20 protein-coding genes and 1 tRNA gene are annotated in these 25,676 nt (G+C 67.6%); 9 read left to right on the forward strand and 12 right to left on the reverse strand.

All coding sequences use genetic code 11. The annotated features are described in order from the left end of the window. Nucleotides 1-4: 4 nt before the first annotated feature. From prfA to argS, 7 genes are all read right to left on the reverse strand, one after another. Complete coding sequence (prfA, locus tag QRM96_RS13035; RefSeq protein ID WP_018760131.1) at nt 5-1,078, reverse strand: peptide chain release factor 1; 1,074 nt, start codon at nt 1,076-1,078, stop codon at nt 5-7. A gap of 288 nt (nt 1,079-1,366) precedes the next feature. After that, a complete protein-coding gene (gene rho, locus QRM96_RS13040) occupies nt 1,367-3,517 on the reverse strand; it encodes a transcription termination factor Rho (RefSeq protein WP_285319925.1) in 2,151 nt (716 codons plus the stop codon). A 297-nt stretch (nt 3,518-3,814) separates the two neighbouring features. Beyond that, a complete protein-coding gene (gene thrB, locus QRM96_RS13045; protein WP_109045063.1) occupies nt 3,815-4,789 on the reverse strand; it encodes a homoserine kinase in 975 nt (324 codons plus the stop codon). Between the two features lie 2 nt (nt 4,790-4,791). After that, entirely contained in the window at nt 4,792-5,898 is a 1,107-nt protein-coding gene (gene thrC / locus QRM96_RS13050) for a threonine synthase (protein WP_018760134.1), read from the reverse strand. After that, on the reverse strand, nt 5,899-7,215 hold the full coding sequence (locus QRM96_RS13055) for a homoserine dehydrogenase (RefSeq protein WP_018760135.1): 1,317 nt from the start codon (nt 7,213-7,215) through the stop codon (nt 5,899-5,901). Then, complete coding sequence (gene lysA / locus QRM96_RS13060) at nt 7,216-8,694, reverse strand: diaminopimelate decarboxylase (RefSeq protein ID WP_018760136.1); 1,479 nt, start codon at nt 8,692-8,694, stop codon at nt 7,216-7,218. Continuing rightward, the gene (argS, locus tag QRM96_RS13065; protein WP_018760137.1) at nt 8,691-10,355 is read right to left on the reverse strand and encodes an arginine--tRNA ligase; all 1,665 of its coding nucleotides are present in this window, start codon (nt 10,353-10,355) and stop codon (nt 8,691-8,693) included. Before argS ends, lysA begins: the two co-directional genes overlap by 4 nt. Before the next feature lie 143 nt (nt 10,356-10,498). Here argS and QRM96_RS13070 point away from each other — a divergent pair, with 143 nt between their 5' ends. The 4 genes from QRM96_RS13070 (at nt 10,499) to QRM96_RS13085 (ending at nt 13,666) form a co-directional block, all read left to right on the forward strand. Next, entirely contained in the window at nt 10,499-11,020 is a 522-nt protein-coding gene (locus QRM96_RS13070) for an FMN-binding protein (RefSeq protein WP_285319926.1), read from the forward strand. Between the two features lie 3 nt (nt 11,021-11,023). Further along, the gene (locus QRM96_RS13075; RefSeq protein ID WP_285319927.1) at nt 11,024-11,896 is read left to right on the forward strand and encodes an FAD:protein FMN transferase; all 873 of its coding nucleotides are present in this window, start codon (nt 11,024-11,026) and stop codon (nt 11,894-11,896) included. Beyond that, nucleotides 11,893-13,479 (forward strand): ferredoxin--NADP reductase, encoded by a 1,587-nt coding sequence (locus QRM96_RS13080; protein WP_285319928.1) that lies wholly within the window; start codon nt 11,893-11,895, stop codon nt 13,477-13,479. The genes QRM96_RS13075 and QRM96_RS13080 overlap by 4 nt, the downstream gene beginning before the upstream one ends. 111 nt (nt 13,480-13,590) lie before the next feature. After that, nucleotides 13,591-13,666: transfer RNA gene (locus tag QRM96_RS13085), tRNA-Arg, on the forward strand. A gap of 53 nt (nt 13,667-13,719) precedes the next feature. Here QRM96_RS13085 and QRM96_RS13090 read toward each other — a convergent pair. Beyond that, complete coding sequence (locus QRM96_RS13090; protein WP_285319929.1) at nt 13,720-14,670, reverse strand: cation diffusion facilitator family transporter; 951 nt, start codon at nt 14,668-14,670, stop codon at nt 13,720-13,722. A 127-nt stretch (nt 14,671-14,797) separates the two neighbouring features. On the opposite strand from QRM96_RS13090, the gene QRM96_RS13095 reads away from it, so the two are divergent. The 4 genes from QRM96_RS13095 (at nt 14,798) to QRM96_RS13110 (ending at nt 21,312) form a co-directional block, all read left to right on the forward strand. Then, a complete protein-coding gene (locus tag QRM96_RS13095; protein ID WP_285319930.1) occupies nt 14,798-15,850 on the forward strand; it encodes a M4 family metallopeptidase in 1,053 nt (350 codons plus the stop codon). Nucleotides 15,851-15,910: 60 nt separating this feature from the next. After that, nucleotides 15,911-16,249, forward strand: a complete 339-nt coding sequence (locus tag QRM96_RS13100) for a protealysin inhibitor emfourin (protein ID WP_133830912.1) — start codon at nt 15,911-15,913, stop codon at nt 16,247-16,249. 64 nt (nt 16,250-16,313) lie between these two features. After that, complete coding sequence (gene hrpA / locus QRM96_RS13105; protein ID WP_285319931.1) at nt 16,314-20,300, forward strand: ATP-dependent RNA helicase HrpA; 3,987 nt, start codon at nt 16,314-16,316, stop codon at nt 20,298-20,300. Nucleotides 20,301-20,328: 28 nt separating this feature from the next. Continuing rightward, nucleotides 20,329-21,312 carry a beta-ketoacyl-ACP synthase III gene (locus QRM96_RS13110; protein WP_285319932.1) on the forward strand — a complete coding sequence of 328 codons (984 nt, stop codon included), beginning with the start codon at nt 20,329-20,331 and terminating at the stop codon, nt 21,310-21,312. A gap of 2 nt (nt 21,313-21,314) precedes the next feature. Here QRM96_RS13110 and QRM96_RS13115 read toward each other — a convergent pair whose 3' ends face one another. Genes QRM96_RS13115 through QRM96_RS13125 form a run of 3 tightly spaced genes read right to left on the reverse strand, consistent with a single transcriptional unit; the run spans nt 21,315 to nt 23,787 of the window. Beyond that, nucleotides 21,315-21,743 (reverse strand): HIT family protein, encoded by a 429-nt coding sequence (locus QRM96_RS13115; RefSeq protein ID WP_109045074.1) that lies wholly within the window; start codon nt 21,741-21,743, stop codon nt 21,315-21,317. Then, nucleotides 21,740-22,897: an NAD(P)-dependent alcohol dehydrogenase gene (locus QRM96_RS13120; RefSeq protein WP_285319933.1), complete on the reverse strand. Its 1,158-nt coding sequence runs from the start codon at nt 22,895-22,897 to the stop codon at nt 21,740-21,742. The genes QRM96_RS13115 and QRM96_RS13120 overlap by 4 nt, the downstream gene beginning before the upstream one ends. Beyond that, a complete protein-coding gene (locus tag QRM96_RS13125; RefSeq protein ID WP_285319934.1) occupies nt 22,894-23,787 on the reverse strand; it encodes a sulfurtransferase in 894 nt (297 codons plus the stop codon). The genes QRM96_RS13120 and QRM96_RS13125 overlap by 4 nt, the downstream gene beginning before the upstream one ends. A gap of 109 nt (nt 23,788-23,896) precedes the next feature. Between QRM96_RS13125 and QRM96_RS13130 the strand changes: the two genes are divergently transcribed. Next, the gene (locus QRM96_RS13130; RefSeq protein WP_285319935.1) at nt 23,897-25,012 is read left to right on the forward strand and encodes a PLP-dependent cysteine synthase family protein; all 1,116 of its coding nucleotides are present in this window, start codon (nt 23,897-23,899) and stop codon (nt 25,010-25,012) included. Here QRM96_RS13130 and QRM96_RS13135 read toward each other — a convergent pair. Continuing rightward, on the reverse strand, nt 25,009-25,665 hold the full coding sequence (locus tag QRM96_RS13135; RefSeq protein WP_109045077.1) for an MBL fold metallo-hydrolase: 657 nt from the start codon (nt 25,663-25,665) through the stop codon (nt 25,009-25,011). The genes QRM96_RS13130 and QRM96_RS13135 overlap by 4 nt on opposite strands. Between the last annotated feature and the right edge of the window lie 11 nt (nt 25,666-25,676).

Consider the following 25,676-nt stretch of genomic DNA (forward strand, 5'->3'; position numbering starts at 1 on the left):
CCGGTCAGTCGCCGATGGCGTCCAGCCGCGCCTGCTCGTCCATCTCGATGGCGGACTGGATGACCGGTTCGAGGTCGCCGTTCATCACCTGGTCCAGGTTGTACGCCTTGTAGCCGGTGCGGTGGTCCGCTATCCGGTTTTCCGGGTAGTTGTAGGTGCGGATGCGCTCGGAGCGGTCCATGGTGCGGATCTGCGACTTGCGCTGGGCCGAGTTCTCGGCGTCGATCTGCTCCTGCTGGTGCGCCAGGATGCGCGCCCGGAGCACGCGCATGCCGGCTTCGCGGTTCTGCAGCTGGGACTTCTCGTTCTGCATGGCCACCACGATGCCGGTGGGAAGGTGCGTAATGCGGACGGCCGAGTCCGTGGTGTTGACGGACTGGCCGCCGGGACCGGAGGAACGGTAGACGTCGATCTTGAGGTCGTTCTGGTTGATCTCAAGCTCTTCGGGCTCATCGACCTCAGGCAGGACCAGGACGCCGGCAGCGGAGGTGTGGATGCGGCCCTGGGATTCGGTCACGGGCACGCGTTGGACGCGGTGCACGCCGCCTTCGAATTTGAGCCGGGCGTAGACGCCTTCGGCGGGGTCGTTGGAGTTCCCCTTGACCGCAACCTGGACGTCCTTGTAGCCGCCAAGGTCGGATTCCGTGGCGGAGATGATTTCGGTCTTCCAGCCGCGGGATTCGGCGTACCGGGTGTACATGCGCAGCAGGTCGCCGGCGAACAGGGCGGCCTCATCGCCGCCTTCGCCGCCCTTGACTTCAAGGATCACGTTGCGGGCGTCGTCGGGATCGCGCGGAATGAGGAGGCGCCGCAGCTTGGCGGCAGCGGTCTCGAGCGAGGCTTCCAGTTCCGGCACCTCGGCAGCGAATTCGGGGTCCTCGGCAGCCATTTCCTTGGCAGCGGCGAGATCGTCCCTGAGACCCTCCCACCGGTGGTAGGCCTCCACGATGCCATTAAGCTGAGCCGACCGCCGCCCCAGCTTCCGGGCAAGCCGCTGGTCAGCATAAACAGCAGGATCCCCCAGCTGCGCCTGGATAGCGTCATGCTCATCAAGCAGGCCCTGTACGGACTCAAACATATTTCAAAACCTTTCGTTCTGTGCCCATCTTAAATCAGGCACAGGAAGCGGCGCGCCATGGTGAGCGAGCCCGCAACTGCCGCGCGGATGTTCCGCCCCGGGAGTGGCCCGTAAGGGCCGGGCCGAGGGACCCGACGCGAGCTTGCGAGCGTTGGGAAGGCCCCTGCCCGCTGTCGGAGCGTTGCAGTTGACGTACTGCGTACGTCAACTGCAACGCGAAGGGGCGGGGGCGGAACATCCGCGCGGCACCCACCGCACGAACGCACCAGCGCCCGCCCCTAAACTCAGCTACTTGTCGTTATCCGACTTCGCACCAAGCGTCGTCTTCTGGACCTGCATGAGGAACTCAACGTTGCTCTGGGTTTCCCGGATCTTGTTGGTGAGCAGTTCAAGGCTCTGCTGGGTTTCGAGTCCGGAGAGGACGCGGCGCAGCTTCCACATGATCTTGACTTCTTCGGGCGAGAGCAGGTTCTCCTCGCGCCGCGTGCCGGAGGCGTTCACGTCAACGGCGGGGAAGATGCGCTTGTCGGCCAGCTGGCGGGACAGGCGCAGTTCCATGTTGCCGGTGCCCTTGAACTCTTCGAAGATGACCTCGTCCATCTTGGAGCCGGTCTCGACGAGCGCGGTGGCCAGGATGGTGAGCGAGCCGCCGTTTTCGATGTTGCGGGCGGCACCGAAGAAGCGCTTGGGCGGGTAGAGGGCGGCAGAGTCGACGCCACCGGACAGGATGCGGCCGGAGGCCGGTGCTGCCAGGTTGTAGGCGCGGCCCAGGCGGGTCATGGAGTCCAGGAGGACCACCACGTCCATGCCCATTTCCACGAGGCGCTTGGCGCGTTCGATGGAGAGTTCGGCCACGGTGGTGTGGTCGTCGGCGGGACGGTCGAAGGTGGAGGCGATAACCTCGCCCTTGACGGTGCGCTGCATGTCCGTCACTTCTTCAGGACGTTCGTCAACGAGCACCATCATGAGGTGGACCTCAGGGTTGTTGGTGGTGATGGCGTTGGCGATGGACTGCAGGATGAGCGTCTTTCCGGCCTTGGGCGGGGAGACGATCAGGCCGCGCTGGCCCTTACCGATCGGGGCCACGAGGTCGATGACGCGGGGACCGATCTTCTTGGGGTCGGTCTCGAGGCGCAGTCGCTCGGACGGGTAGAGCGGCACCAGCTTGGCGAACTCGACGCGGTCCTTGAGTTCTTCGGCGGTCTTGCCGTTAACGGAGGTGACGCGGACCAGAGCGTTGAACTTCTGGCGGTTGGACTGCTGGTTGCGGTCTTCGCCTTCGCGCGGGGCGCGGATTGCGCCGACGACGGCGTCACCCTTGCGCAGGTTGTACTTCTTGACCTGGGCGAGTGAGACGTAGACGTCGTTGGGGCCGGGCAGATAGCCGGACGTGCGGATGAACGCGTAGTTCTCCAGGACGTCCAGGATGCCGGCGACCGGAAGCAGGACGTCGTCCTCGGTGACCTCGACGTCGTCGACGTCGGGTCCCTGGTTGCGCCCGCGGCGGCGGTCGTTGCGGTCGCGGAAGCGGTCGTTGCGCGAGTTGTCGCGGTCCTGGCCGCCGGAGCGGTCGTTGCGGTCATTCCGGTCCCGGCGGTTCCGGCGGTTCCGGCGGCTGCCGCCGTCGGTGTCGTCGTTGTCGCGGTTGTTGTCGCGGTTGTTGTCGCGATTGCCGTCACGCTGGCCGGCGTCGCGGCTGCCTGCGTTGTCCCGGCCGCCGTCGGAATCCCGGGCGGTGGTGTCGCGGCCGCCGCGGGTGCGGCCGCCGTCACGGCGCTCGGTGCGCTGGCCGGCGTCGCCGGACTCGGCTGCGGGGGTTTCGGTGCGCTGCTCGCCTGCCCGCTGTTCCGTGGCCGGCTGCTCTGCCGGGGTTTCCACCGGAGCCTCCTGGATGGAGGCTGCAGCGGCCTCGCTGCGGCGGCGGTTGCGGGTGCGGGGCTGGCGGCGCTCCGAGGCACCTTCCGTGCCCTCGGTGGCTTCTGCGGACACCGCAGACGGCGCTTCGGCGGCCGGTGCAGCAGCGGTTTCGACGACGGGAGCCGCGGCTGCCGGGGCAACCACACCGTCACTGACCGCGCGGCGGCTGCGGCCGCGGCCACGGGCGCGGCTGCCTTCTGCGGCGGGGGCCTCGGCGGCGGGGGCTTCCGTAGCCGCCGGGGCGGCTGCTGCGGCCGGGGCCTCGACGCTCTCCGGTGCCTTGACGGTTGCCTTGGCAGGAGCCTTGGCGGTGAGGGTTCCGGCACGGTGGGCGGAAATGGCCGAGACCAGGTCCCCCTTGCGCATGCGGGAGCCGCCGGAGATGCCGAGCTGGCTGGCCAGGGCCTGCAGCTGGGCGAGCTTGAGGCCTGCAAGGCCGCTGCTCTTGGCGGGTGCAGCCGATGATTCGGCAGCAGAAGATGTGTGGTCCACAGCTGGTGACAGCTCAGTGGTTTCGGTCACGAAGGATCCTTCCCCCTCGACGGCGTCCAGACGAGGAGCTGGACGCGATGATTTGATCTGGGCCGCAGTTCAGATCTGCAGCCGGGATTTTTCGGCCTTGCCGGTTGGATTTCGGCCAGCAGGGCCGGATACTGATTCACCTTGCGCTGCACTCTTGGAGCAACGCCGGGCTGACGGTTCAGGGGCAGTTGGATGCTGCAATTTCCTGCGACAGACCAAGCAGGCGGCACCGGAATACATTCACAGTCGGTAGATCAAAACAGCAACTGAATGCACGAGCAGATCAGATAGGCGGAATTACCGCCGGTGCATGTCCACCTTAGCACCTTCAACGTCCACTGCGAGCTTCAGTACGCGCCAGCCAATATCCGGCGTGTTGTTTGCGGTGAAGGACTCGATGAAGGCCAGGGCATCCCCTGCCTGGGCCGCGCCGTTTGCCAGCACCAGGACGGTGGGACCGGCGCCGGAGACAACCGCGGCGTAGCCGGCTTTGCGCAGGGCGCCGATCAGCGCCGCACTGGGCCGCATGGCCTCTGCGCGGTAGCTCTGGTGCAGGTAGTCTTCGGTGCCCGGCAACAGGAATTCGGGTTTTTGGGTGAGCGCGTGGATCAGCAGTGCTGCACGGCCGGAATTCATCGCGGCGGCGTGGTGTCCCACGGACGCCGGGAGCAGTGCCCGCGCGGCCTCCGTGGAGAGTTCGAAGTCCGGTACGGCGACGATGGGAATGACGTCCCCGGCCACGGTGGCACTGGTGCTGCTGTACTGCTCACTGTCCTGCCATGACAGCGCCAGTCCGCCGAATATGGCGGGTGCGACGTTGTCCGGATGGCCTTCCAGTTCGCTGGTGAGCTGGAGGATCCAGTCCTTTCCGCGCCGGCTGCCGGCAGGCACCATGGCGTTGGCGGCAGAGACGGCGGCCACAACGGCAGAGGCGGAGGACCCGAGCCCGCGCCCGTGCGGGTTGACGTTCTCGGCGGTTACCTTCAGGCCGCCGTGGCGGTAACCCAGCCGCTCGAACGCCGCATCCATGGCGCGGATGACCAGGTGGCTGGCATCGCGGGGCAGCGTGTCGGCGCCCTCGCCGCGGAGCTCGAACAGGAGTTCGTCGGTGTCCAGGCTTTCCACGGTGAGGGTGTCGTGCAGGGCCAGGGCAAGCCCCAGGCTGTCGTACCCGGGGCCCAGGTTGGCCGACGTCGCGGGGACGCGGACGGTGACCCTCTGGCCGGGCTCAATGAGGTGCAGCCCGACGGCGGCCTGCGAGGTGGCGTCCAAGGCTACTTTTCTTCCAGTCCCAGCTCAGCGGCTACGGTGACGACGTCGTTGGGCACCTTGACCGGCTGCACGTCGCTGCCGTCCTCGGTGCGGAGGGCCCACTGCGGGTCCTTGAGGCCGTGCCCGGTGACGGTGATGACGATGGTCTTCCCGCCGGGGACTTCGCCTGCGGCGTGCTTCTTGAGCAGGCCCGCCACGCCGGCTGCGGAGCCGGGCTCGACGAAGACGCCTTCCTTGGCGGACAGCCAGCGGTGGGCGTGCAGGATTTCCTCGTCCGTCACGGCGTCGATGAGGCCGCCGGACTCGTCGCGTGCGCCGACGGCACCGTCCCAGGATGCGGGGTTGCCGATGCGGATGGCAGTGGCGATGGTGTCCGGCTCGGTGATCGGGTGTCCGGCGACGAAGGGTGCGGCTCCGGCGGCCTGGAAGCCCCACATGGCAGGCGTCTTGGTGGAGACGGCGGGCAGCGTCCCGGCGGTCTCCGACTCAAACGGTGCGGAGTACTCCTTGTAGCCCTTCCAGTAGGCGGTGATGTTGCCGGCGTTGCCCACTGGCAGGACGTGGATGTCCGGGGCGTCGCCCAGGGCGTCCACCACTTCGAAGGCGCCGGTCTTCTGGCCCTGGATGCGGGCAGGGTTGACGGAGTTGACCAGGAAGACGGGGTAGGACTCCCCCAGCTTGCGGGCGATGTCCAGGCAGTTGTCGAAGTTGCCGTCTACCTGCAGCAAGGTGGCGCCGTGCGCGATGGCCTGGCTGAGCTTGCCCATGGAGATCTTGCCTTCGGGCACCAGGACGGCGCACTTCAGCCCGGCGGCGGTGGCGTAGGCGGCAGCGGAAGCCGAAGTGTTGCCGGTGGAGGCGCACACCACGGCCTTGGCGCCGGAAGCCACTGCGGCCGTCATGGCCATGGTCATGCCGCGGTCCTTGAAGGATCCGGTGGGGTTCATCCCCTCCACCTTCAGGTAGACCTGGGAGCCGGTGAGTTCGGAGAGCTTCTGCGCGTGGACCAGCGGGGTGCCGCCCTCGCCCAGGGTGATGACCCTGGTGGACTCCGTCACGGGCAGACGGTCAGCGTATTCGCGGATGACGCCGCGCCATTGGTGAGCCACTTAGACTCCTTCTACCCGCAGAACGGATGTAACTGAATTGATGACGTCCAGGCCCTTCACGGCCTCGACGGTGGCTGCGAGGGCAGCCTCTGACGCGCGGTGGGTGACGATCCGCAGCTCGGCCGACTCCACGTTGGATTCGGCGTCGCGGTGGATGGTTTGCCGCATGATTTCGATGGATACGCCGTGCTCGGCAAAGAGCTGGGCGATCCGGGCCAGCACGCCTGGCTGGTCCGCGACGTCCAGCCCGATGTAGTAGCTGGTGGTCGCGGCCTCGATGGGCAGCGCCGGGACGTGGCCGGTGGTGGTCTCGGTGCGCTGCGGTCCGCCCAGGACCAGTCGCCGTGCAGCGGAAACGAGGTCTCCCATCACGGCGGACGCGGTGGGGGTACCGCCGGCGCCCTGGCCGTAGAACATCAGCTCGCCGGCGTTTTCGGCCTCGATGAAGACGGCGTTGAAGGCGCCGCGGACGGCCGCCAGCGGATGTTCGCGCGGCAACAGGGTGGGGTGGACGCGGACGGACACGCCTTCCTTGCCGTCCGCACCGGTCAGTTTCTCCGCGATGGCCAGCAGCTTGATGACGAAGCCGGCGTCTTTGGCCGCGGCGATATCCGAGGCTGTGACGGCGGAAATGCCTTCACAGTGGACGTTCTCCAGGGCAAACCGGGTGTGGAACGACAGGGACGCCAGGATGGCGGCCTTCGCCGCGGCGTCGTGCCCTTCGACGTCGGCGGTGGGGTCCGCTTCGGCGTAGCCGAGGCGCTGGGCTTCGGCGAGGGCGTCCGCGAACTGGGCGCCGGTGCTGTCCATCTGGTCGAGGATGAAGTTTGTGGTGCCGTTGACGATACCCAGCACCCGGGTGATCCGGTCGCCGGAGAGGCTGTCGCGGATGGGTCGGAGGATCGGGATGGCTCCGGCGACGGCGGCTTCGTAGGAGAGCTGGACGCCGGCTTTGTCTGCCTCTTCGTAGAGCGTGGGACCATCCTGCGCCAGGAGTGCCTTGTTGCCGGTCACCACGCAGGCACCGTTCTGCAGCGCGGACAGGATCAGCGTACGCGCCGGTTCGATGCCGCCCATCAGTTCAATCACCAGGTCCGCGTCCTTGACCAGGGTCCCGGCGTCGGTGGTGAAGAGTTCCTGGGGCAGTTCGACGTCGCGGTGGCCGTTGACGTTGCGCACGGCGATCCCGCTGAGCTGGAGTCGGGCCCCGGCACGGGCGGCAAGGGCATCGGCGTCCTCAAGCAGGATCCGCGCAACCTGGGCCCCAACGTTGCCACAGCCCAGCAGGGCCACTTTCAGGGTTCGCATTTCCGTCATTCAGGCTCCCATGTCGCGGTTCAAAAGATCTTCTTCGGTTTCCCCGCGGACAATCAGCCGGGCAGATCCGTCGCGCACCGCGACAACGCCCGGCCGGGCCAGATAGTTGTAGTTGCTCGAGAGGGCCCAGCAGTAGGCGCCGGTCCCCGGTACGGCAAGCAGATCACCGGCTGCCACGTCCCCGGGCAGATATACATCTCTAACAACTATGTCGCCGCTCTCGCAATGTTTGCCCACCACGCGGGACAACTGCGGGGCCGCGCCGGAGGTGCGGGAGGCCAGGACAGCCGAATAATCCGCGTCGTACAGCACCGGGCGGGCGTTATCGCTCATGCCGCCGTCCACCGAAACATACCGGCGCGGATACGTAACGTTGTTGCCGGCGTCACCGCGGGCCCCGGAGGGAGCGTCCACGCGAACGGTCTTGAGCGTACCCACCTCGTACAGGGTGAAGGTGGTGCTGCCCACGATGGCGCGTCCGGGTTCGATCGAGATCCGCGGCGCGTCGATGCCCAGCTCGGCGCAGGTTGAACGCACGACGGCGGCCATCGCCGTCGCGATCTCCGCTGCGGGGCGGGGGGTGTCCACCGGCGTGTAGGCGATCCCGTAACCGCCCCCGAGGTCGAGTTCCGGCATGGTGATGGAGTATTTCCCCTGCATGGCCGCCAGGAAGCGCAGCAGTTTTTCGGCAGCCAGCGCGAAGCCATCGGGTTCGAAGATCTGCGACCCGATGTGGCAGTGCAGGCCCAGCAACTCGATGCCGGGGTGGGCTGACGCCGCGGCAACTGCTTCTTCGGCTGCGGAGACGCCTGCTTCCGCGGTGGTGTCCGCTGCCATCGAGAGGCCGAACTTCTGGTCCTCGTGCGCGGTGGCGATGAACTCGTGCGTGTGGGCGTGCACGCCGGGCGTCAGCCGAAGCATGACCTTGGCCTGTTCGCCGCGGGCCTGCGCGATGGCCCCGACGCGGACCAGCTCGTCAAGGCTGTCCACCACGATGCGGCCGAGCTTCATGTCCAGCGCGCGGTGGATCTCGGCATCGGATTTATTGTTGCCGTGCAGTGCCACCCGTTCGCCGGGAATACCGGCGCGTGCCGCGACCGCCAGTTCTCCGCCCGATGCGGTATCCAGGCGCAGCCCTTCCTCCTCGACCCACTTCACCACTGCGGTGCACAGGAAGGACTTCCCTGCGTAGTAGACGTCCACGCCGCCGCAAATATCGGCAAAGGCGGCGTCGAAAGAGTCCTTGAAGGCCCGGGCGCGGGAACGGAAATCGGCCTCGTCCATGACGAACAGCGGCGTCCCGAACTGCTCCTTCAGGGCGTGGACGTCCACTCCGCCCACGGTGAGGGCGCCGGCGCCGTTCCGGACCACGCTGCCGGCCCACATGGGCTGGTGGAGCGCGTTCAGGTCGGCCGGGACCTGCAGCCAATCGGGGGCCAGCGGGGATGCGGTGCTTGAGGATACCGTCACGGTGCTCACATCCGTTCGGGCGCCGAAACGCCCAACAGGTCAAGTCCGTTGGCAAGCACCTGGCTGGTGGCGTCGTTGAGCCACAGCCGCGTGCGGTTGAGGTCGGTGACCGGTTCGTCACCCATGGGCGCAATCCGGCACGCGTCATACCACCGGTGGTAGGCCCCGGCGATGGCTTCGAGGTGCCGTGCCACGCGGTGCGGTTCACGCAGTTCCGCGGCCTTGGCCACGATGGACGGGTAGCTGCCCAGGTAGGAGAGCAGTTCGTTTTCCGTGGCGTGGTCCAGCAGCGAGGCCTCGAAGCTGTCGCGGCCGTCCACTTGGCGTTCCACGCCGGCGGCCACCGCATTGCGCGCGGCGCCGCGGGAACGGGCGTGGGCGTACTGGACGTAGAACACCGGGTTCTCGTTGCTGTGCTTCTTGAGCAGCTCGGGGTCCAGGGTCAGCGGGGAATCGGCCGGGAACCGGGCCAGCGAGTAGCGGACCGCGTCCTTGCCCAGCCACTCGATCAGGTCCTTGAGTTCGATGATGTTGCCCGCGCGCTTGGACAGCTTGGCTCCGTTGACGGAGACCAGCTGGCCGATCAGGACCTCGATGTTCACCTCGGGGTCATCACCGGCAGCGGCGGCGATGGCCTTCAGCCGGTTGATGTAACCGTGGTGGTCGGCGCCGAGCAGGTAGATCTTCTCGGTGAAGCCGCGGTCCTTCTTGGACAGGTAGTAGGCGGCGTCGGCGGCGAAGTAGGTGGGCTCGCCGTTGGCGCGGACCATCACCCGGTCCTTGTCGTCGCCAAAGTCCGTGGTCCGCAGCCAGACCGCACCGCCGTCGTCGAACACATGTCCCTGTTCGCGCAGGCGTGCCACGGCACTCTCGATCGCTCCGGCGTCGTGCAGCTCCTGCTCGGAGAAGAAGACGTCGAACTCGACGCCGAAGTCCGCCAGCGTGGCTTTGATGTCCTTCATCTGGGCTTCGTAGGCCGCGGCGCGGATGACGGGCAGCGCGGCGACCTCGGTGAGCTCGCGGATGTCCGGGTGCGCGGTGAGGACCTCGTGGCCGAGATCGGCGATGTACTGCCCGGGGTAGCCACCGTCGGGCACCGGGAGGCCATGCAGCCGGTTGTAGACGGAGTGCGCAAAGGTGTTCATCTGCGACCCGGCATCGTTGATGTAGTACTCGGCCGTGACATCGGCCCCGGAAGCCCGCAGCACTCGCGCGATGGCATCCCCGAGCGCTGCCCAGCGGGTGTGGCCGATGTGCAGCGGCCCGGTGGGATTCGCGGAGACGAACTCCATGTTGACGGTGTGCCCGGCGAGCGCGGTGTTGGTGCCGTAGCTCCGGCCTGCTTCGACAATGGCCTTGGCCAGGGCACCGGCTGCCGCGGCGTCAACGGTGATGTTCAGGAAGCCCGGGCCGGCGATGTCCACCGCGGAAACACCATTGATGGACTTCAGCCGGGTACTGAGGATGGCAGCGAATTCACGCGGGTTGGTCCCCGCCGGCTTGGCGAGCTGGAGGGCGATGTTGGTGGCCCAGTCGCCGTGGTCCCTGTTCTTGGGTCGCTCCACGCGCACCTCAGCAGGAATTGCTGATTCCGCAAGGGCGATTTCGCCGGCGGCGACGGCGTCCTTGAGGCAGGCGGATATGGCGAGGGAAAGTTCTTCGGGAGTCACCCCCCTAGCCTACCGGGGGCCAGTGACAGCAAAGAATTTAACGCCGGCCGGAGCCCCCGCGTGAACCTTTCGGGCAGATCCGGCGTTGTCCAGAGCGTAGCCACTGCCGCACGGCATGACCTCCGAGTGAAACGAGAGCCTTCATGAGACCCTCCACCCGCACAAGCCCGTCCGTACCCGCAAGCCCGCCGGCAGCGGGCGGCGCCCTCCGCCGGACCCTCTACGCCGGAATCGCCGGCTTGTCACTGGCCGGAACCGTGGCGGGCTGCGCACCCTCGGCGGCCGAAGCCCCGCCGGCCACCAACGGCGCCGCCGGAAACAGCTCCGCCGCGGCATCGGGCGGCTCCACCGCATTGGCCGGCAGCGGTGGCAGCTACAAGGACGGCACCTACAGCGCGGAGGGCAACTACGTTTCCCCCAACGGCACGGAAACGGTCGGCGTGCAGTTGACCCTGGCCGCGGGAAAAGTCACCGACGTGCAGATCACCCAGCACCCGTCCAACCCGAATACCCGCAAGTTCCAGGGCGAGTTCGCCGGCGGCATCGCGGCGCAGGTGGTGGGCAAGAACCTCGACGAACTCAACGTGTCCAAGGTCGCCGGCTCGTCCCTGACCAGCGGAGGCTTCAACCAGGCCGTGGGCAAGATCAAGTCGGAGGCGCAGTAGGCGGTGTCCGGAACGGACTGGGAGGGCTTTGCGTTCCAGGGGATCGGCACCGACTGGGAGATCTCCACTCCCCTTCCCTTGACGGCGGCGCTGCGGGAGAGCCTCCTGGACCGCATTGAAAGGTTCGACGCCGCGTGGTCCAGGTTCAGGGCCGACTCGCTGGTGGCGGCGATGGCACGCGCACCGGGGCGCTATCGGTTTCCCGACGAGGCCGCAGCGCTCGGCCCGCTGTATTCCACCCTGTACGGTTTGACCGGTGGCGCCATGACGCCGCTGATCGGCGGCAGCCTGGAACGGCTGGGTTACGATCCCGCCTACTCGCTCCGGCCTGCAGGTTCGCCACTCCCCGCGCCCGCCTGGGAGTCGGTCCTCAGCTGGTCCGGGACCAGCCTGACGGCCAGCGAACCGGTGGTGCTGGACATCGGCGCCGCCGGCAAGGGTTTGTTGGTGGACCTGCTGGCCGCCGAACTGGAAGGCGCCGGCGCCGGATCCTTCATCATTGATGCCAGCGGCGACCTGCTGGTCCGCGGCCCGGACCCCGTCAGTGTTGCCCTCGAACACCCCTACAACCCGGCCCAGGCCATCGGCGTCGTGGAGCTGGCCGGGCGGGCCCTGTGTGCTTCCGCGGCCAACCGGCGTGCCTGGGGAGACGGACTGCACCACGTGCTCGACGGAACAACCGGACAGCCCGTCCGGACCGCCGTCGCCACCTGGGCACTGGCGGACACCGCGGTGCTGGCCGATGCCCTGGCGACGGCGCTTTTCTTCGTTCCGGGCGGCACGCTCGAGGATGAGTTCGAGTTTTCCTGGCTGACCGTCTTTTCCGACGGCAGCGCAGCCTATTCAGCCGCCTTCGAAGGGACACTGTTCGCATGAACCCCGTGGAAACACCGCAAGCAGGCCCGCTTCCCTCCCTGGCCGGCCGGGTGGGTTCTGCCGTGGGCAAGCTCACCATGTACCGGCTGATCCTGCTGGTCCTGGCCGCCCTTGCGGCCTACAGCCTGCTGCTCGACGTGCTGGGCTGGTTGACGTTCGGCATTCCGGAGATGCTGGCGCACCTGGCCCTGTGCTTGGGACTGACCTACGCCACCAACCGTGGACTGGCAGCGGTCTTCCGGGTGAACCCCCATTCGGAGTCTTCGCTGATCACGGGGCTCCTCTTGTACTTCCTGTTCTGGCCGTCCCTGCAATCGATGGATCTCGCAGGGGTGGCGCTGGCGTGCGTGCTGGCGTCGGCGTCGAAATATGCCTTGGCATGGCGGGGGCGGCACATCTTCAATCCCGCCGCGGCAGGTGCTTTCGTCACCGGGCTCACCGGGATGAACATCGCCACCTGGTGGGCCGCCACCCCCGCCATGCTGTGGCTGGTGGTTCCCGGCGTGCTGCTGGTCCTGTACCGGACCCGCAAGGTGCTGATGGCATCGGTGTTCACCGTGGTGGCCACCGCCATCATCACGGGTGAACTGATCCGTGCGGGCATGACCGCCGGCATGGGCGTTTACCAGGCCCTGGCCCAGCGGCCGGTGCTGTTCTTCGTGGGATTCATGCTCACCGAACCCTTGACCCTGCCTCCGCGGCGTTGGCAGCATCTGTCCCTGGCCGCCGTGGTGGGGATCCTGTTTGCCGTCCCCTACAACCTGGGAACTTTTGCGAATTCGCCGGAAGCGGCCCTCCTGGCCGGCAACCTCCTGGCCTTCCTGGCGGGCCAGCGCGGCGCGGTGAAGCTGCGGCTCGCCGGCACCCGGCCGCTCACTCCCAGCACTACGGAGTTCTCATTTGTTCCGTCCCGGCCGGTCCGGTTCGTGCCCGGGCAATACATGGAACTGGATCTTCCGCACGGGAAGCGTGACGGCAAGGGGCGGCGCCGGGTGTTCAGCCTGACAAGTTCTCCGCGCGACCGGTTAGTCCGGTTCGGGGTGCGGACCGCCGGGCCGCTGTCCGGGGCCAAGAAGGCGTTGTTGGACCTGCGCCCGGGCGATGAAGTCACGGCTACGTCCGTGGGCGGCGATTTCGTCCTTCCCCGCGACCCCCACAGGCCCGTGCTCCTGGTCGCGGCGGGCATCGGTATCACCCCGTTCGTATCGCATCTGTCCGCCGGAGGACTGCGGGACCGGGATGCCGTGCTCCTGCTGCTGGCCCGGAGCGCGGACGAGGTGGCGTATGCGGACGAACTCCGCAACTCGGGCGTCAGGGTCCTGGTGCGGGTGGCCGATGGTTCCGGGCCGCCGTCGGGACTGGCTCCGGCGTTCCCCGGGCCTGAAGGTGCCGCTTCGGAGGGTGCCGGCGCCCACACACCGGGCCACAGGCTGGACGCAGGGATGCTGACCGCGCTGGTCCCGGATATCGCGGGCCGGGAGGTCTATGTGTCCGGGTCCCCGGCGAGCGTTGCCGCGCTGCGCCGCGAAGCCCGCCGGGCGGGGGCGCGCCGCGTCCACACCGACTCCTTTTCGGGCTACTGAACAGGCACCGCGGCCGGCCCCAAGCGTGCCGCCAAGGACGGTTTTCCCTTGCGGGCCACCTTCCTGCTAAGCTCTAGGACGTCCCGCCGGCAACGGCAGGAAGTCCGGATTGCCCTCGTAGCTCAGGGGATAGAGCGTCTGCCTCCGGAGCAGAAGGTCGTAGGTTCGAATCCTATCGAGGGCACCACAGGAAAACCCCGCCGCTTCACTGAAGCGGCGGGGTTTTTGGTTTTCGCGTCATTAAAAACTCAGTGCGGCCTCATCCGGTGTGGCCAGCGTCAGCACGGCTTCCTCGACCGATTCGTGGTCCTCCAGTTCGCGCTCGATCCGGCGCAGGGCCACCGCCACTTCGTGCTCAGGGTGGTCGCCCTGCAAGTCCACGGCGGCAACAAGGTACAGCTTCCGGGGCCCGACGAACTCGAGGTGCAGGTACGTGAGCCTGGCGATGTCCTGGTGCTCCAGCATCCGCCGTGCCATGGACCGTTCGATGTCCGGGGTGACGCCTTGGCCCACGAGGAAGCGCCGGTTGCGGTCGATCAGCAGGACGGCGACGACGGCGAGCAGCACCCCCACGACGATCGAACCGATGGCATCGGGCAGCGGCGAGCCGGTGAGTTGGTGCAGGAACACGCCCACGAAGGCCACGACGAGTCCGATCAGCGCGGCCGCATCCTCCGCGAACACGGCCCGCAGGGTGGGGTCGGAGCTGATGAGGACCTGCTCCAGGGTGTGCCGTTCCAGCTCGTGGGCCGCCTTGCGGGTTTCCCGGAAGGCCTGGATGAACGAAATCCCCTCAAATACAAAGGCGACGGCCAGGACCACGTACGCCACCATGAAGTCTGCGGCAGGCTCGGGCTGAATAATCTCCTGGATGCCGTGCATGATGGAAACCACCGCGCCGGCGGTGAAAAGCCCAAACGCTGCGAACATCGACCACACGTACGCTTCCCGCCCGTAACCCATGGGATGGCCCTTGTCGCGGGGCCGGGCGGACCGCCGCTCCGCGAAGAACAGGAATACCTGGTTTCCGGTGTCCGCCCAGGAATGCGCTGCCTCCGCAGCCATCGAGGCCGATCCGGAGAGGACGGCCGCCACCGATTTGGCCGCCGCCACGAGGATATTGGCCGCGAACGCGATGATGACCGTCAGCAGCGTTGAACTGGACTTGGATCGCTCTTCGGTTTGCGCCATGGGCCTACCGTACCCAACCGCACGGCTTCCGGGCGCCGGCACGGCCCATCAAGTCCGGGTACCGTGCCTACGGCCGATTGTCAGTGCCCGCTCGTAGTCTGAAAAGACCTAACTGAGGGGGTACGCCATGCATGTTCCGTTCTGTTCCATCGTTCCGCCCTACCTGTTGCGGCGGCTGGCCCGGGAGGCCGCACCGCAATACTCCGCCGCGGCGAGCGCCGCCAGGAAAGCCCTGGGACACGTCGAATCGTTCCAGGCAGCCCGCGCCCAGGGGGTGGCCACCCCAACAGCCGGGTTGCGCCAGGCACCGCCGGAACCGGTGGCGCGCAGCATTTACGACGCCGGAGGTACCGAAACACTGCCTGGCACCTTGGTCCGCGCGGAAGGTACCGCTCCGTCCGGCGACGCCGCAGCGGACGAGGCCTATGACGGGCTGGGACATACGCACCGCTTGTATGCCGAGGCCTTTGGACGGGACTCAGTGGACGGCCGCGGAATGAAGCTCGATGCCACGGTGCATTTTGGCAAGCTCTACGACAACGCTTTTTGGAACGGCAGCCAGATGGTCTTTGGTGACGGGGACGGCGAGGTATTCGAACGCTTCACCAAATCCGTCAGTGTCATCGGGCACGAACTTGCCCACGGGGTCACCCAGTACTCTGCCGGGCTCGCCTACCGGAACCAGGCGGGCGCCTTGAACGAATCGCTGTCCGACGTCTTCGGCGCGCTCGTTGAGCAGTTCGTCAGGAAACAGTCGGCCGCCGAGGCAAGCTGGCTGATCGGCGAAGGCCTCTTTACGCCCCAGGTGAGGGGGGCAGCGCTCCGCTCCATGAAAGCGCCCGGAACAGCGTACGACGACGACGTGCTCGGCAAGGATCCACAGCCGGACTCGATGGATTCCTACGTCCGGACCAGCGCGGACAACGGTGGTGTCCACATCAACTCCGGCATCCCCAACCGCGCCTTCTACCTGGTGGCCAGCGCACTCGGAGGCAACGCATGGGAGGCGCCGGGCCGGATCTGGTACGAGACACTGACCAACGGCGCGCTGCCTGCGGCGGCCACGTTCACCGTCTTTGCCCGTGCCACGGTGCGCGGGGCCGTGGACCTGTTCGGCGCCGGAACCAAGGAACATGACGCCGTTCGCGGCGCGTGGGAAACTGTGAGGGTCAAGGTTTAGCCACTGTTCCGGCGCGCCGTCCTCCGGCCGCCGGAACGTCCGAAAGCCCGGGGGCCTGCAATGAAGATCAAGGTGGAGCGCAGCGGCGGGCTCGCGGCTGCCACCAGGGTGTGGACCGTCGATGCCCGCACGGACAGCGACCTCAGCCAATGGCAGCCCATTCTTGAGGCTTGCCCGTGGGATACCGTTCCCAGCACCAGGCGGGCGGCGGCCGCCGCCATCGAGTCGCCGCAGCCGGACCGCTTCATCTACGCCATCACTGCCGGCCGGCGCAGGGCGGCCCTTCCGGAACAGGCCCTCACCGGTCCCTGGCGGGTCCTGGTGGACACAGCACGGGCCACGGCGGAGGAGTCCGATGGCGGCGCACGTGCCGCGGACAGTCCGGAAGAGCCCGCCTGACCGCCGGGCTGCGGGCCGGCCCCTGCCGATCGCTCCGCCACGCAGCAGTAGACTGTCTGCAGCCATGACTTTTCATATTTCCTATCCCGCCGAGCTGCCGGTTTCCGAGCGCCGCGAGGACCTGATGGCAGCGATCGCCGCCAACCAGGTGACCATCATCGCCGGCGAGACCGGCTCCGGAAAAACCACCCAGATCCCCAAGATGTGCCTGGAACTGGGATTGGGCGAGAAGGGCCTGATCGGGCACACGCAGCCCCGCCGGCTGGCCGCGCGCACCGTGGCCGAGCGCATCGCAGAGGAACTGGGCGTGGAGATCGGCCAGGAGGTCGGCTTCCAGGTGCGGTTCACCGGCGAAGTCAGCAAGGACACCAAGGTCAAGCTGATGACCGACGGCATCCTCCTCGCCGAGATCCAGCGGGACAGGCTGCTGCGCAAGTACAGCACCATCATCATTGATGAGGCCCACGAGCGAAGCCTGAACATCGACTTCATCCTGGGCTACCTCAAGCGGGTCCTCCCGCAGCGGCCGGACCTGAAGGTCATCATCACCTCGGCCACCATCGATCCTGAACGGTTTGCCAACCACTTCGGCAGTGCGGAGGCACCGGCTCCCATCATCGAAGTCTCCGGCCGCACGTACCCCGTGGAAGTCCGATACCGTCCGCTGTCGCAGCCGAAATCCGATGAGGACGACGCCTCGGACGACGAACTTGAGGAAGACCGCGATCCCCTGGATGCTGTCTGCGACGCCGTCGACGAACTCGCGGCGGAGGCTCCCGGGGACATCCTGGTGTTCTTTTCCGGGGAGCGTGAAATCCGTGACGCGGCGGAGGCGCTGCAGCCACGCATCCAGGCCAACCGCAGGCTGGCCAACACCGAGATCCTCCCCCTGTTTGCCCGCCTGAGCCTGCAGGAGCAGCACAAAGTGTTCCACCCGGGCAGCAAGCGCCGGATCATCCTGGCCACCAACGTGGCCGAAACATCGCTGACGGTTCCAGGCATCAAGTACGTGGTGGATACGGGTACTGCCCGTATCTCCCGCTATTCGCACCGCACCAAGGTCCAGCGCCTCCCCATCGAGCGTGTCTCGCAAGCGTCAGCGAACCAACGCTCCGGCCGGTGCGGACGCGTGTCCGACGGCATCGCCATCCGCCTCTACTCCGAGGAAGACTTCGAGTCCCGGCCGAAGTTCACGGATCCGGAGATCCTGCGGACCAACCTCGCCGCCGTGATCCTGCAAATGACGGCCATGGGCGTGGCCAAGAGCCCCAAGGACGTTGAGGACTTCCCGTTCGTCGAGCCCCCGGAGACGCGGGCCATCAACGACGGCGTCACCCTCCTGCGCGAACTCGGCGCACTGGCCCCGGCCAGGCCGCAGCATGCATCCGGCACCCCGGAGGCCGGCACCAAGGGCGGGGCCAGGGGCAGCGGCCTCACCGCCGTCGGGCAAAAACTCGCCCAGCTGCCGGTGGACCCCCGCCTCGGCCGGATGATCGTGGAAGCCGGGAAACGCGGCTGTGTCCGCGAAGTCATGGTCCTGGCCGCCGCCCTCACCATCCAGGACCCGCGGGAGCGGCCCACGGACAAACAGCAGCTGGCAGCGGAAAAGCACAACCGCTTCCGCGATGAGAACTCCGACTTCACCGGTTTCCTGAACCTCTGGAACTACCTGCAGGAGAAGCAGCAGGAGCTGTCCTCGTCGGCGTTCCGCCGCCTGTGCCGCGCCGAGTTCATCAACTACCTTCGGGTCCGTGAATGGCAGGACCTCTATGCCCAGCTGCGCCAGCTCGCCCGGCCGCTGGGCATCACCCTGGACAACAAGCGCCTCACGGATCCGGTGGGCAACCATGACGGCATCCACATCAGCCTGCTCTCCGGGCTCCTGAGCCACATCGGAATCCTGGACGAACGCAAACGCGAGTACGCCGGCGCCCGCGGCAGCCGGTTCGCCATTTTCCCGGGCTCAGCGCTGTTCAAGAAGTCCCCCACGTTCGTGATGGCGGCGGAGCTGGTGGAGACCAGCCGGCTGTGGGCCAGGGTGGCAGCGAAGTTCGATCCGGTCTGGGCAGAGCAGGTGGCGCCGGACCTGGTGAAGCGCAGCTACAGCGAACCGCATTGGTCCACCAAGCAGGGCGCCGTCATGGCGTACGAAAAGGTCACCCTTTACGGCGTGCCCATCATCGCCCAGCGGCGGATCAACTACGGCCGCGTTGACCCGGTGGTGGCCAGGGAGCTGTTCATCCGGCACGCACTGGTGGAGGGCGACTGGCGCACCCACCACAAGTTCTTCCACCGCAACCGGGCGCTGCTGCATGAGGTCGAGGAACTCGAGGCGCGCATGCGGCGCCGGGACCTGATGGTGGACGATGAGACGCTGTTCGATTTCTATGACGCCCGGATCGGCGCCGACGTGGTGTCCGAGCGCCATTTCGACAAATGGTGGAAGGACGCCCGGCGCGATAACCCGGACCTCTTGGACTACGACAAGTCGCTGCTGCTCAGCGACGATGCCGAGGACCTGGACGAGTCCGCCTATCCGAAGACCTGGCTGCACAAGGGCTTCGAACTCCCGTTGACGTACGAGTTCCATCCGGTGGCCCCGGGCGGATTGCCCGACCCCTCCGACGGTGTCACGGCCGAGGTGCCTGTCCTGTTCTTGAACCAGCTCGACGATGCTCCCTTCCGCTGGCTCATCCCGGGCCAGCGGGTGGAGCTGGTGACTGCCCTGATCAAGTCGCTGCCCAAGCAGGTCCGGAAGAGTTTTGTTCCGGCCCCTGACGTTGCCCGCCAGGCGGTGGCGCTCCTCGAAGCGGACTTCGACCCCGCCACGGATGAGCTGGAGCCGTCGCTGGAGCTGGCACTGCGGCGCCTCCGCGGCGCGGTCATCCCGCCCGGCTCCTGGAACTGGGATTCCGTGCCAGCACACCTGCGCGTCAGCTTCAAGGTGGTGGACAGCAAGGGAAAGGTCCTCGGCGAGGGCAAGGACCTTGCCGCCTTGCAGGAGCAGCTGGCACCGGCAACGCGGCGTGCCATTGCCGAATCGCTCGGCGCCACTCCCGCGTCCACAGCGCCAGGCGGTACAGGCCCTGCGCAGCGCAGGGGCGGCAAGGCGTCCGACGACGGCCCGGCGGCCCGGCAGCAGGCCCCAGGAGTGCCGGGGCAGCACGCCGCGGCCGGGTTCGTGGAGCAGGACGGCTTGACGGAGTGGAGCTTCGGCGCGATCGAGCGCCAGGTCAGCAGCATGGTCAAAGGCCACACCGTCACCGGCTATCCGGCGCTCGTGGACCAGGGCCAGTCTGTTTCCCTCCGCGTCTTCCAAACCCCGGAGGAACAGCTCGAGGCGATGCGCGGCGGCGTCATCAGGCTGCTGGCCCTGCGCGTTCCAGCCCCGGACCGCTACGTCCTGGAGCACCTGAGCAACACGGAGAAGCTCACCTTCAGCCAGAACCCGCACGGTTCGGTCTCGGCCCTGATCGCTGACTGTGCGCTGGCGGCCATCGACAAGCTCACGCCGGTGGACCTGCCATGGGACCGCACGGCCTTCGATTCACTGTATGAGGTGGTCCGCGCCGAACTGATCGATACGGTGTTTACCGTGACCGCGGTGGTCGAACGCATCCTGGCGAGCACCCGCCGGATTGAAAAACAGCTCAAGGGCACTACCAGCCTGGCCTTGATCAGCGCGTTGAACGACGTCAGGAGCCAGCTGGAACAGCTGGTCTACCCGGGTTTTGTAGCACGCACGGGTTACGCCCAGCTGAGCCAGCTGCCGCGGTACCTGGCCGCAATCGAAAAGCGGCTGGAGCGGCTGCCGGGGAACGTCCAGCGCGACGCCGTCAATATGGCCGTGATCCAGCGGCTCGAAGACGACTACGACGACGCCGTCTCGGCGCTGCTGCCCGGCCGCCGCGCCGGCCGGGAGTTAACCCAGGTGCGCTGGATGCTCGAGGAGCTTCGGGTGAGCCTGTTCGCCGTCGAGCTGGGAACCGCGTATTCGGTGTCCGAGAAACGCATCCGCGCGGTACTCAACAAGGCGCTCGCACCGGCCTGACGACGCCCGTCCAGAGAAGAGGAACTCAATGAAGATCACGCTTGCCCAGGGTCCTGCCGGGACAGAGCTCGCCGGCTTGGGCCACGCCCAGCCGGCGCATGTCATGGACAACCATGAACTGGAAGGCATGATGGACACGAGCGACGAGTGGATCCGGCAGCGTACGGGCATCGTGACCCGGCACATTGTGGCCGAGGGAGAAACGGTGGTGGACCTCGCGGTTCCCGCTGCGCGCATGGCCCTCGCTGATTCCGGGGTCGACGCTTCCGACATCGACCTGGTGGTGGTCGCCACCACCACGGCGGCGGAGCGGTCCCCCAACACCGCGGGCCGCATCGCGGAGGCACTGGGCCTCGGCAGGGACGGCCGCGGCCCGGGAATCATGGACATCAACACCGCGTGCTCCGGCTTCGAATACGCCCTCGGCGTGGCTGACCAGGCCATCCGTACCGGAAGCGCCACGCACGCAATCGTGGTCGGGGCGGAAACCCTTTCCGCGGTCACGGACTGGACGGACCGCGGGACGGCGGTGCTCACCGCCGACGGTGCCGGCGCCGCCGTCGTCCGTCCGTCCGCCACACCGCGGGTTGGGCCGGTGGTCTGGGGTTCGGAGGCGGGCATGGCGGACGCCGTCCGGATCTCCCCGCCGGCGGGCAGGTTCTCGCAGAACGGCAGGGAGGTCCTCCGGTGGGCGTTGACCAGGGCCCCGGAGCGCGCCCGCGAAGTGGTGGCCCGCGCCGGCCTGGCCGTGGACGACATCCAGGTCCTGGCAGCACACCAGGCCAACCTGCGCATCATCGAGCCGCTCGCTGAAGCCCTCGGCCTGACGGACCGGATCGTCATCACCGACGTCACCGAGTCCGGGAACACCTCCGCGGCCAGTGTGCCCCTCGGGTTGAGCAAATGGTGGCATGCCGGGCGGATCCCGGAGGATGTCCCCGCACTGCTGTTCGGGTTCGGCGGCGGCTTCACCTACGCGGGGATGGTGGCGATGACTCCCCGCAGGAGCTGAACCTACCCTTCGGGTACGAACTCCCCGTAGCCGGCCGCGCGGAGGCCTTCACGGAGTTTTTCCGCGTTGGCGTCCAGGACAGCGGGGTCCGGGTTCTGGTCTGCAGAACCGAAGTCAAAGTCGGCCATGCTCCGGGAGGGCCATACGTGGACGTGCAGGTGGTTGACCTCGTACCCGGCCACGATCAAGCCGGCCCGCCGGGCGTTGAAAATGTCCACTTGCACGGCCCCGATGCGCCGGGCAACCTCCATGACACGGGCCAGGGTCTCCGGCGATGCGTCGGTCCAGCGGTCCACTTCCTCGGTGGGAACCACCAGCGTGTGGCCATCGGCGAGCGGTCCGGTCGTGAGGAATGCGGACACGTCGTCTTCACGCCAAACGAACCTGCCGGGGATCTCACCATTCAGGATCCGGGTGAAAAGGGTGCTCATGCGTCTGCCTCCTCGGCGGCTGGCTGCAACGTGCCGGTATCCAGCACGAACCGGTATTTTACGTCTCCCGCAACCATTCGGTCGTAGGCGTCATTGAGTTCTCCGGCGGCCACCAGCTCGATGTCGGCCACCACGCCGTGCTCGGCGCAGAAGTCCAGCATCTCCTGGGTTTCGGCGATGCCGCCGATCAGCGATCCGGCGTAGGCTATCCGGCGCCGGATCAGTGAGCCCGGATTGACCGGGGGCATGGCCTCGGACGGCAGGCCCAGTTGGAACAGCGCCCCGTCGACCCGCAGGGTCCGGAAGTACGGGTTCAGGTCGTGCGGGGCGGCAACGGTATCGATAATGAGGTCGATGCTCCGGTCGGCACCAGCCATGGCCGCGTCGTCCCGGGACAGGACAACCCGGTCCGCACCCAGTTCCAGGGCGGCAGCAGTTTTCGCCTCGGACGTGGTGAATACCACCACGGTGGCACCCATGGCTTTGGCGAGCTTGACGGCCATGTGGCCCAGTCCGCCGAGGCCCACCACGCCCACGACGTCGCCTTCCTCCACACCGAAATGCCGCAGCGGGGAGAACGTGGTGACGCCTGCGCAGAGCAGTGGCGCGGCCCCGGCCGGGTCCAGGGAAGCGGGGACATGAAGGACGTACCGCTTGTCCACCACGATGGAGGAGGAGTATCCGCCCTGGGTGATGGCGTCGCCGTTCCTCCGGTCCTTGGCGCCGTAGGTTCCGGTCATCCCGTTTTCGCAGTACTGTTCCAGGCCGTCCAGGCAGCTCCCGCATTCGCGGCAGGAGTCCACCATGCAGCCCACGCCCACGCGATCGCCGATGGCGAAGTCGGTGACGCCGGCACCAGTCCGGCTGACCGTTCCCACGATCTCGTGCCCGGGAACCAGTGGATAGGCCTGCGTGCCCCACTCTCCGCGGGTGGCGTGCACATCCGAATGGCAGAGCCCGCAGAATTCAATGGCGATCTCGACGTCGTCCGGTTTGGGAATGCGCCGGGCCACGGTCAGGGGCACGAGCCCGCTGTCCCCGGAGGTTGCGCCGTAGGCGCCGGCCAGCCGTCCGCCGTCCTCCGCCGGCCGCGGGTCGGCGGCGGCCGCAATAGGTTGGGCGAGGGGTGGCGGCACGGGGCGTCCAGGTGTCATGGTCCGACGCTACCCTTGCCGTCGGCGAAGTTTCCAGCCGGGGCGCCGGTGCCTCCCGGTTCCGGACCGGTCGCCACCGGCAGGCCGGGGCGGTTGGACCATTCCGAGAACGACCCCGGATAGAGCGCAGCCGTGAAGCCGGCCAGTTCCAGCGCGGCCACCTGGTGGGCCGCTGTGACGCCGGACCCGCAGTAGACGGCGATGGGCAGGTCACCGCCGGCCCCGAGGGACTCGAACCTCCGGCGCAGCTCTGCCGGTGGCAGGAAGTACCCGGAATCGTCCACGTTGTCCGCCGTGGGCGCGCTGACCGCTCCCGGAATGTGCCCGGCCCGCGGATCAACGGGTTCCACCTCGCCCCGGTACCTCTCCCCCGCCCGCGCATCGAGCAACAACCCGTGGCCGGACCAGGTGGCGGCAGCGCCGGCGTCGAGCACCGGCATCCCGCCGCCGCCCAGGTCTACGTCGCCGCGGACGGGCTGGACGGGGCCGGACTCGAGGGGCAGGCCGGCCTTTCGCCAGGCGGCCAGGCCGCCGTCGAGCAGGTATGCCTCGGCAAACCCTGCGTTGCGCAGCATCCACCAGGCCCTGGCGGCCGCCATGTTGGCGCTGTCATCGTAGGCGACCACGACGTCGCCGTTCCGGATCCCCCACCGCCGCGCCGCCTCCTGGAACTGCCCGGCGCCAGGCAGCGGGTGCCTCCCGCGGTCCGGGATGGCCGGGTCCGCAAGTTCGGTGGCCAGATCAACGAAGACAGCTCCCGGCAGGTGCTCCCGCAGGTAATGCTCGTGCCCGCGGGGGTCGCCGAGCACCCAGCGGACATCCAGCAGGACTGTTCGGTGGCCGGCGGCCCGCCGCGACTCAAGGCGGGAGACATCCATCAGCGGGTTCATGTGCACTCCTTCTGCGGATCCGGGCCGCGGATCAGGCTTGGTGTGTGGATCTTGCCAACGGATCCCACTCTAAGCGCGCCGCGGCCGCCCGCGCGGGTAGGCTGGTCCGGTGAAGATCGAGGGCAGCGCAGACGGGGACGGCAGCCGCCGCAGCGGGGCAGACCGGGAATGGGCAGACAACGCCATCCGGACCATCAGGGCGGAAAACAACCGGTCGGCAGACACCCATCTCTACGCGGTGCCGCTGCCGGAGCAGTGGGGCATCCAGCTCTACCTCAAGGACGAATCCACCCACCGTTCCGGCAGCCTCAAGCACCGGCTGGCGCGGTCCCTTTTCCTGTTCGGGCTGGTGAACGGCTGGATCCGCGAGGACACCACCATCGTGGAAGCCTCCAGCGGCAGCACCGCAGTATCCGAGGCCTACTTCGCCCGGTTGCTGGGGCTGCCCTTCATCGCGGTGATGGCCCGTACCACCAGCCAGGAAAAAATCGCGTTGATCGAACAGTTCGGCGGCACGTGCCTCCTGGTGGAGAACGCCTCGGATGTCTACGCCGTGGCCGAAGACGTGGCGGCCACCTGCAACGGACACTACATGGACCAGTTCACCTATGCGGAGCGGGCCACCGACTGGCGCGGGAACAACAACATTGCCGAGTCGATCTTTGGCCAGCTCAGCCTGGAACAGCATCCGGTGCCGGACTGGATCGTGGTGGGCGCGGGGACCGGCGGGACCAGTGCCACGATCGGCCGCTACCTGCGCTACCACAGCCATCCCACCCGGCTCCTGGTGGTGGACCCTGAAAACTCGGCCTTCTACCCCGGCTGGCTGGCGGACACGGCTGAACAGCCCACCGGCCTGCCGTCACGCATCGAAGGCATCGGCCGGGCGCGGATGGAGCCAAGCTTCGTCCCCACCGTCATCGACCGGATGGTCCAGGTGCCGGACGCGGCGTCCGTCGGCGCCATGCGCCACCTGGACTCCTACGCCGGCCTGCACGCCGGACCCTCAACCGGCACCAACCTTTGGGGTGTCTGGCAAACGGTGGCACGGATGCTGTCCGATGGCCGGCGAGGCAGCATTGTGTCATTGATGTGCGACGGCGGCGAGCGCTATGCGGGCAACTACTACAACCCGGAGTGGCTGGCGTCGCAGGGGCTGGATCCGGCGCCCTACGAGGCCGTGATCTCACGCTTCCTCGACACCGGCGAGTGGACGGCGGACTAGACCTCCACGGACTCGCGGGCAGCCAGGTGCCTGTATTCGGTGCCATACTTCGCACCGATCCGCTGCACATGGCCCTCAATGATGCCCAGTCCGATCTCATTGAGCAGGCCGTCGTGGATCTGGAACGCCTGCGGTGCCCGCACTCCGATGACGAAGTCCACCACCTCGGCGGACTTGCTCCACGGTGCGTGCAGCGGCACCAGCAGGGTTTTCACGCTCAGGCCGTCAGGGATGATGAATGAATCTCCCGGGTGGTAGACATTGCGGTCCACCAGGTAGCCAATGTTCGCCACCATCGGGATCTGGGGGTGGATCAGGGCATGCTGTCCGCCGAAGCTGCGGATTTCGAACCCTGCAACCTGGAACGAGGATCCCGGGTCAACCGTGTGGATCCTCCCGGCGGCGCCGGCAGCTTCCCCGCGCAGCTGGGCGGCCACGGACCCGGGCGCGTACAGCGCCAGGTCCTGGTTGCTGGCGAGGGCCTCCACCACGGCTTTGGTGTCCAGGTGGTCCTGGTGCTCATGGGTCACCAGGACGGCGTCAGCCCCGGCAAGGGCCTCGGCTGATTCGGAGAAGGTGCCCGGATCAAGGACCAGGACCCCGGACTCCTTCTCAAGCCGGACACAGGCGTGGGTGTATTTGGTCAGCTTCATGGCGCCAGCCT

This window comes from Pseudarthrobacter sp. lyk4-40-TYG-27 (assembly GCF_030209295.1).
Taxonomy (GTDB): domain Bacteria; phylum Actinomycetota; class Actinomycetes; order Actinomycetales; family Micrococcaceae; genus Arthrobacter.

Excerpts from the sequence above, each read along its gene's own strand:
- prfA (WP_018760131.1), bottom strand. The coding sequence starts at position 1,078 with ATGTTTGAGTCCGTACAGGGCCTGCTTGATGAGCATGACGCTATCCAG.
- QRM96_RS13055 (WP_018760135.1), bottom strand. The coding sequence starts at position 7,215 with ATGACGGAAATGCGAACCCTGAAAGTGGCCCTGCTGGGCTGTGGCAAC.
- QRM96_RS13070 (WP_285319926.1), top strand. The coding sequence starts at position 10,499 with ATGAGACCCTCCACCCGCACAAGCCCGTCCGTACCCGCAAGCCCGCCG.
- QRM96_RS13080 (WP_285319928.1), top strand. The coding sequence starts at position 11,893 with ATGAACCCCGTGGAAACACCGCAAGCAGGCCCGCTTCCCTCCCTGGCC.
- QRM96_RS13090 (WP_285319929.1), bottom strand. The coding sequence starts at position 14,670 with ATGGCGCAAACCGAAGAGCGATCCAAGTCCAGTTCAACGCTGCTGACG.
- QRM96_RS13095 (WP_285319930.1), top strand. The coding sequence starts at position 14,798 with ATGCATGTTCCGTTCTGTTCCATCGTTCCGCCCTACCTGTTGCGGCGG.
- QRM96_RS13100 (WP_133830912.1), top strand. The coding sequence starts at position 15,911 with ATGAAGATCAAGGTGGAGCGCAGCGGCGGGCTCGCGGCTGCCACCAGG.
- hrpA (WP_285319931.1), top strand. The coding sequence starts at position 16,314 with ATGACTTTTCATATTTCCTATCCCGCCGAGCTGCCGGTTTCCGAGCGC.
- QRM96_RS13110 (WP_285319932.1), top strand. The coding sequence starts at position 20,329 with ATGAAGATCACGCTTGCCCAGGGTCCTGCCGGGACAGAGCTCGCCGGC.
- QRM96_RS13115 (WP_109045074.1), bottom strand. The coding sequence starts at position 21,743 with ATGAGCACCCTTTTCACCCGGATCCTGAATGGTGAGATCCCCGGCAGG.
- QRM96_RS13120 (WP_285319933.1), bottom strand. The coding sequence starts at position 22,897 with ATGACACCTGGACGCCCCGTGCCGCCACCCCTCGCCCAACCTATTGCG.
- QRM96_RS13125 (WP_285319934.1), bottom strand. The coding sequence starts at position 23,787 with ATGAACCCGCTGATGGATGTCTCCCGCCTTGAGTCGCGGCGGGCCGCC.
- QRM96_RS13135 (WP_109045077.1), bottom strand. The coding sequence starts at position 25,665 with ATGAAGCTGACCAAATACACCCACGCCTGTGTCCGGCTTGAGAAGGAG.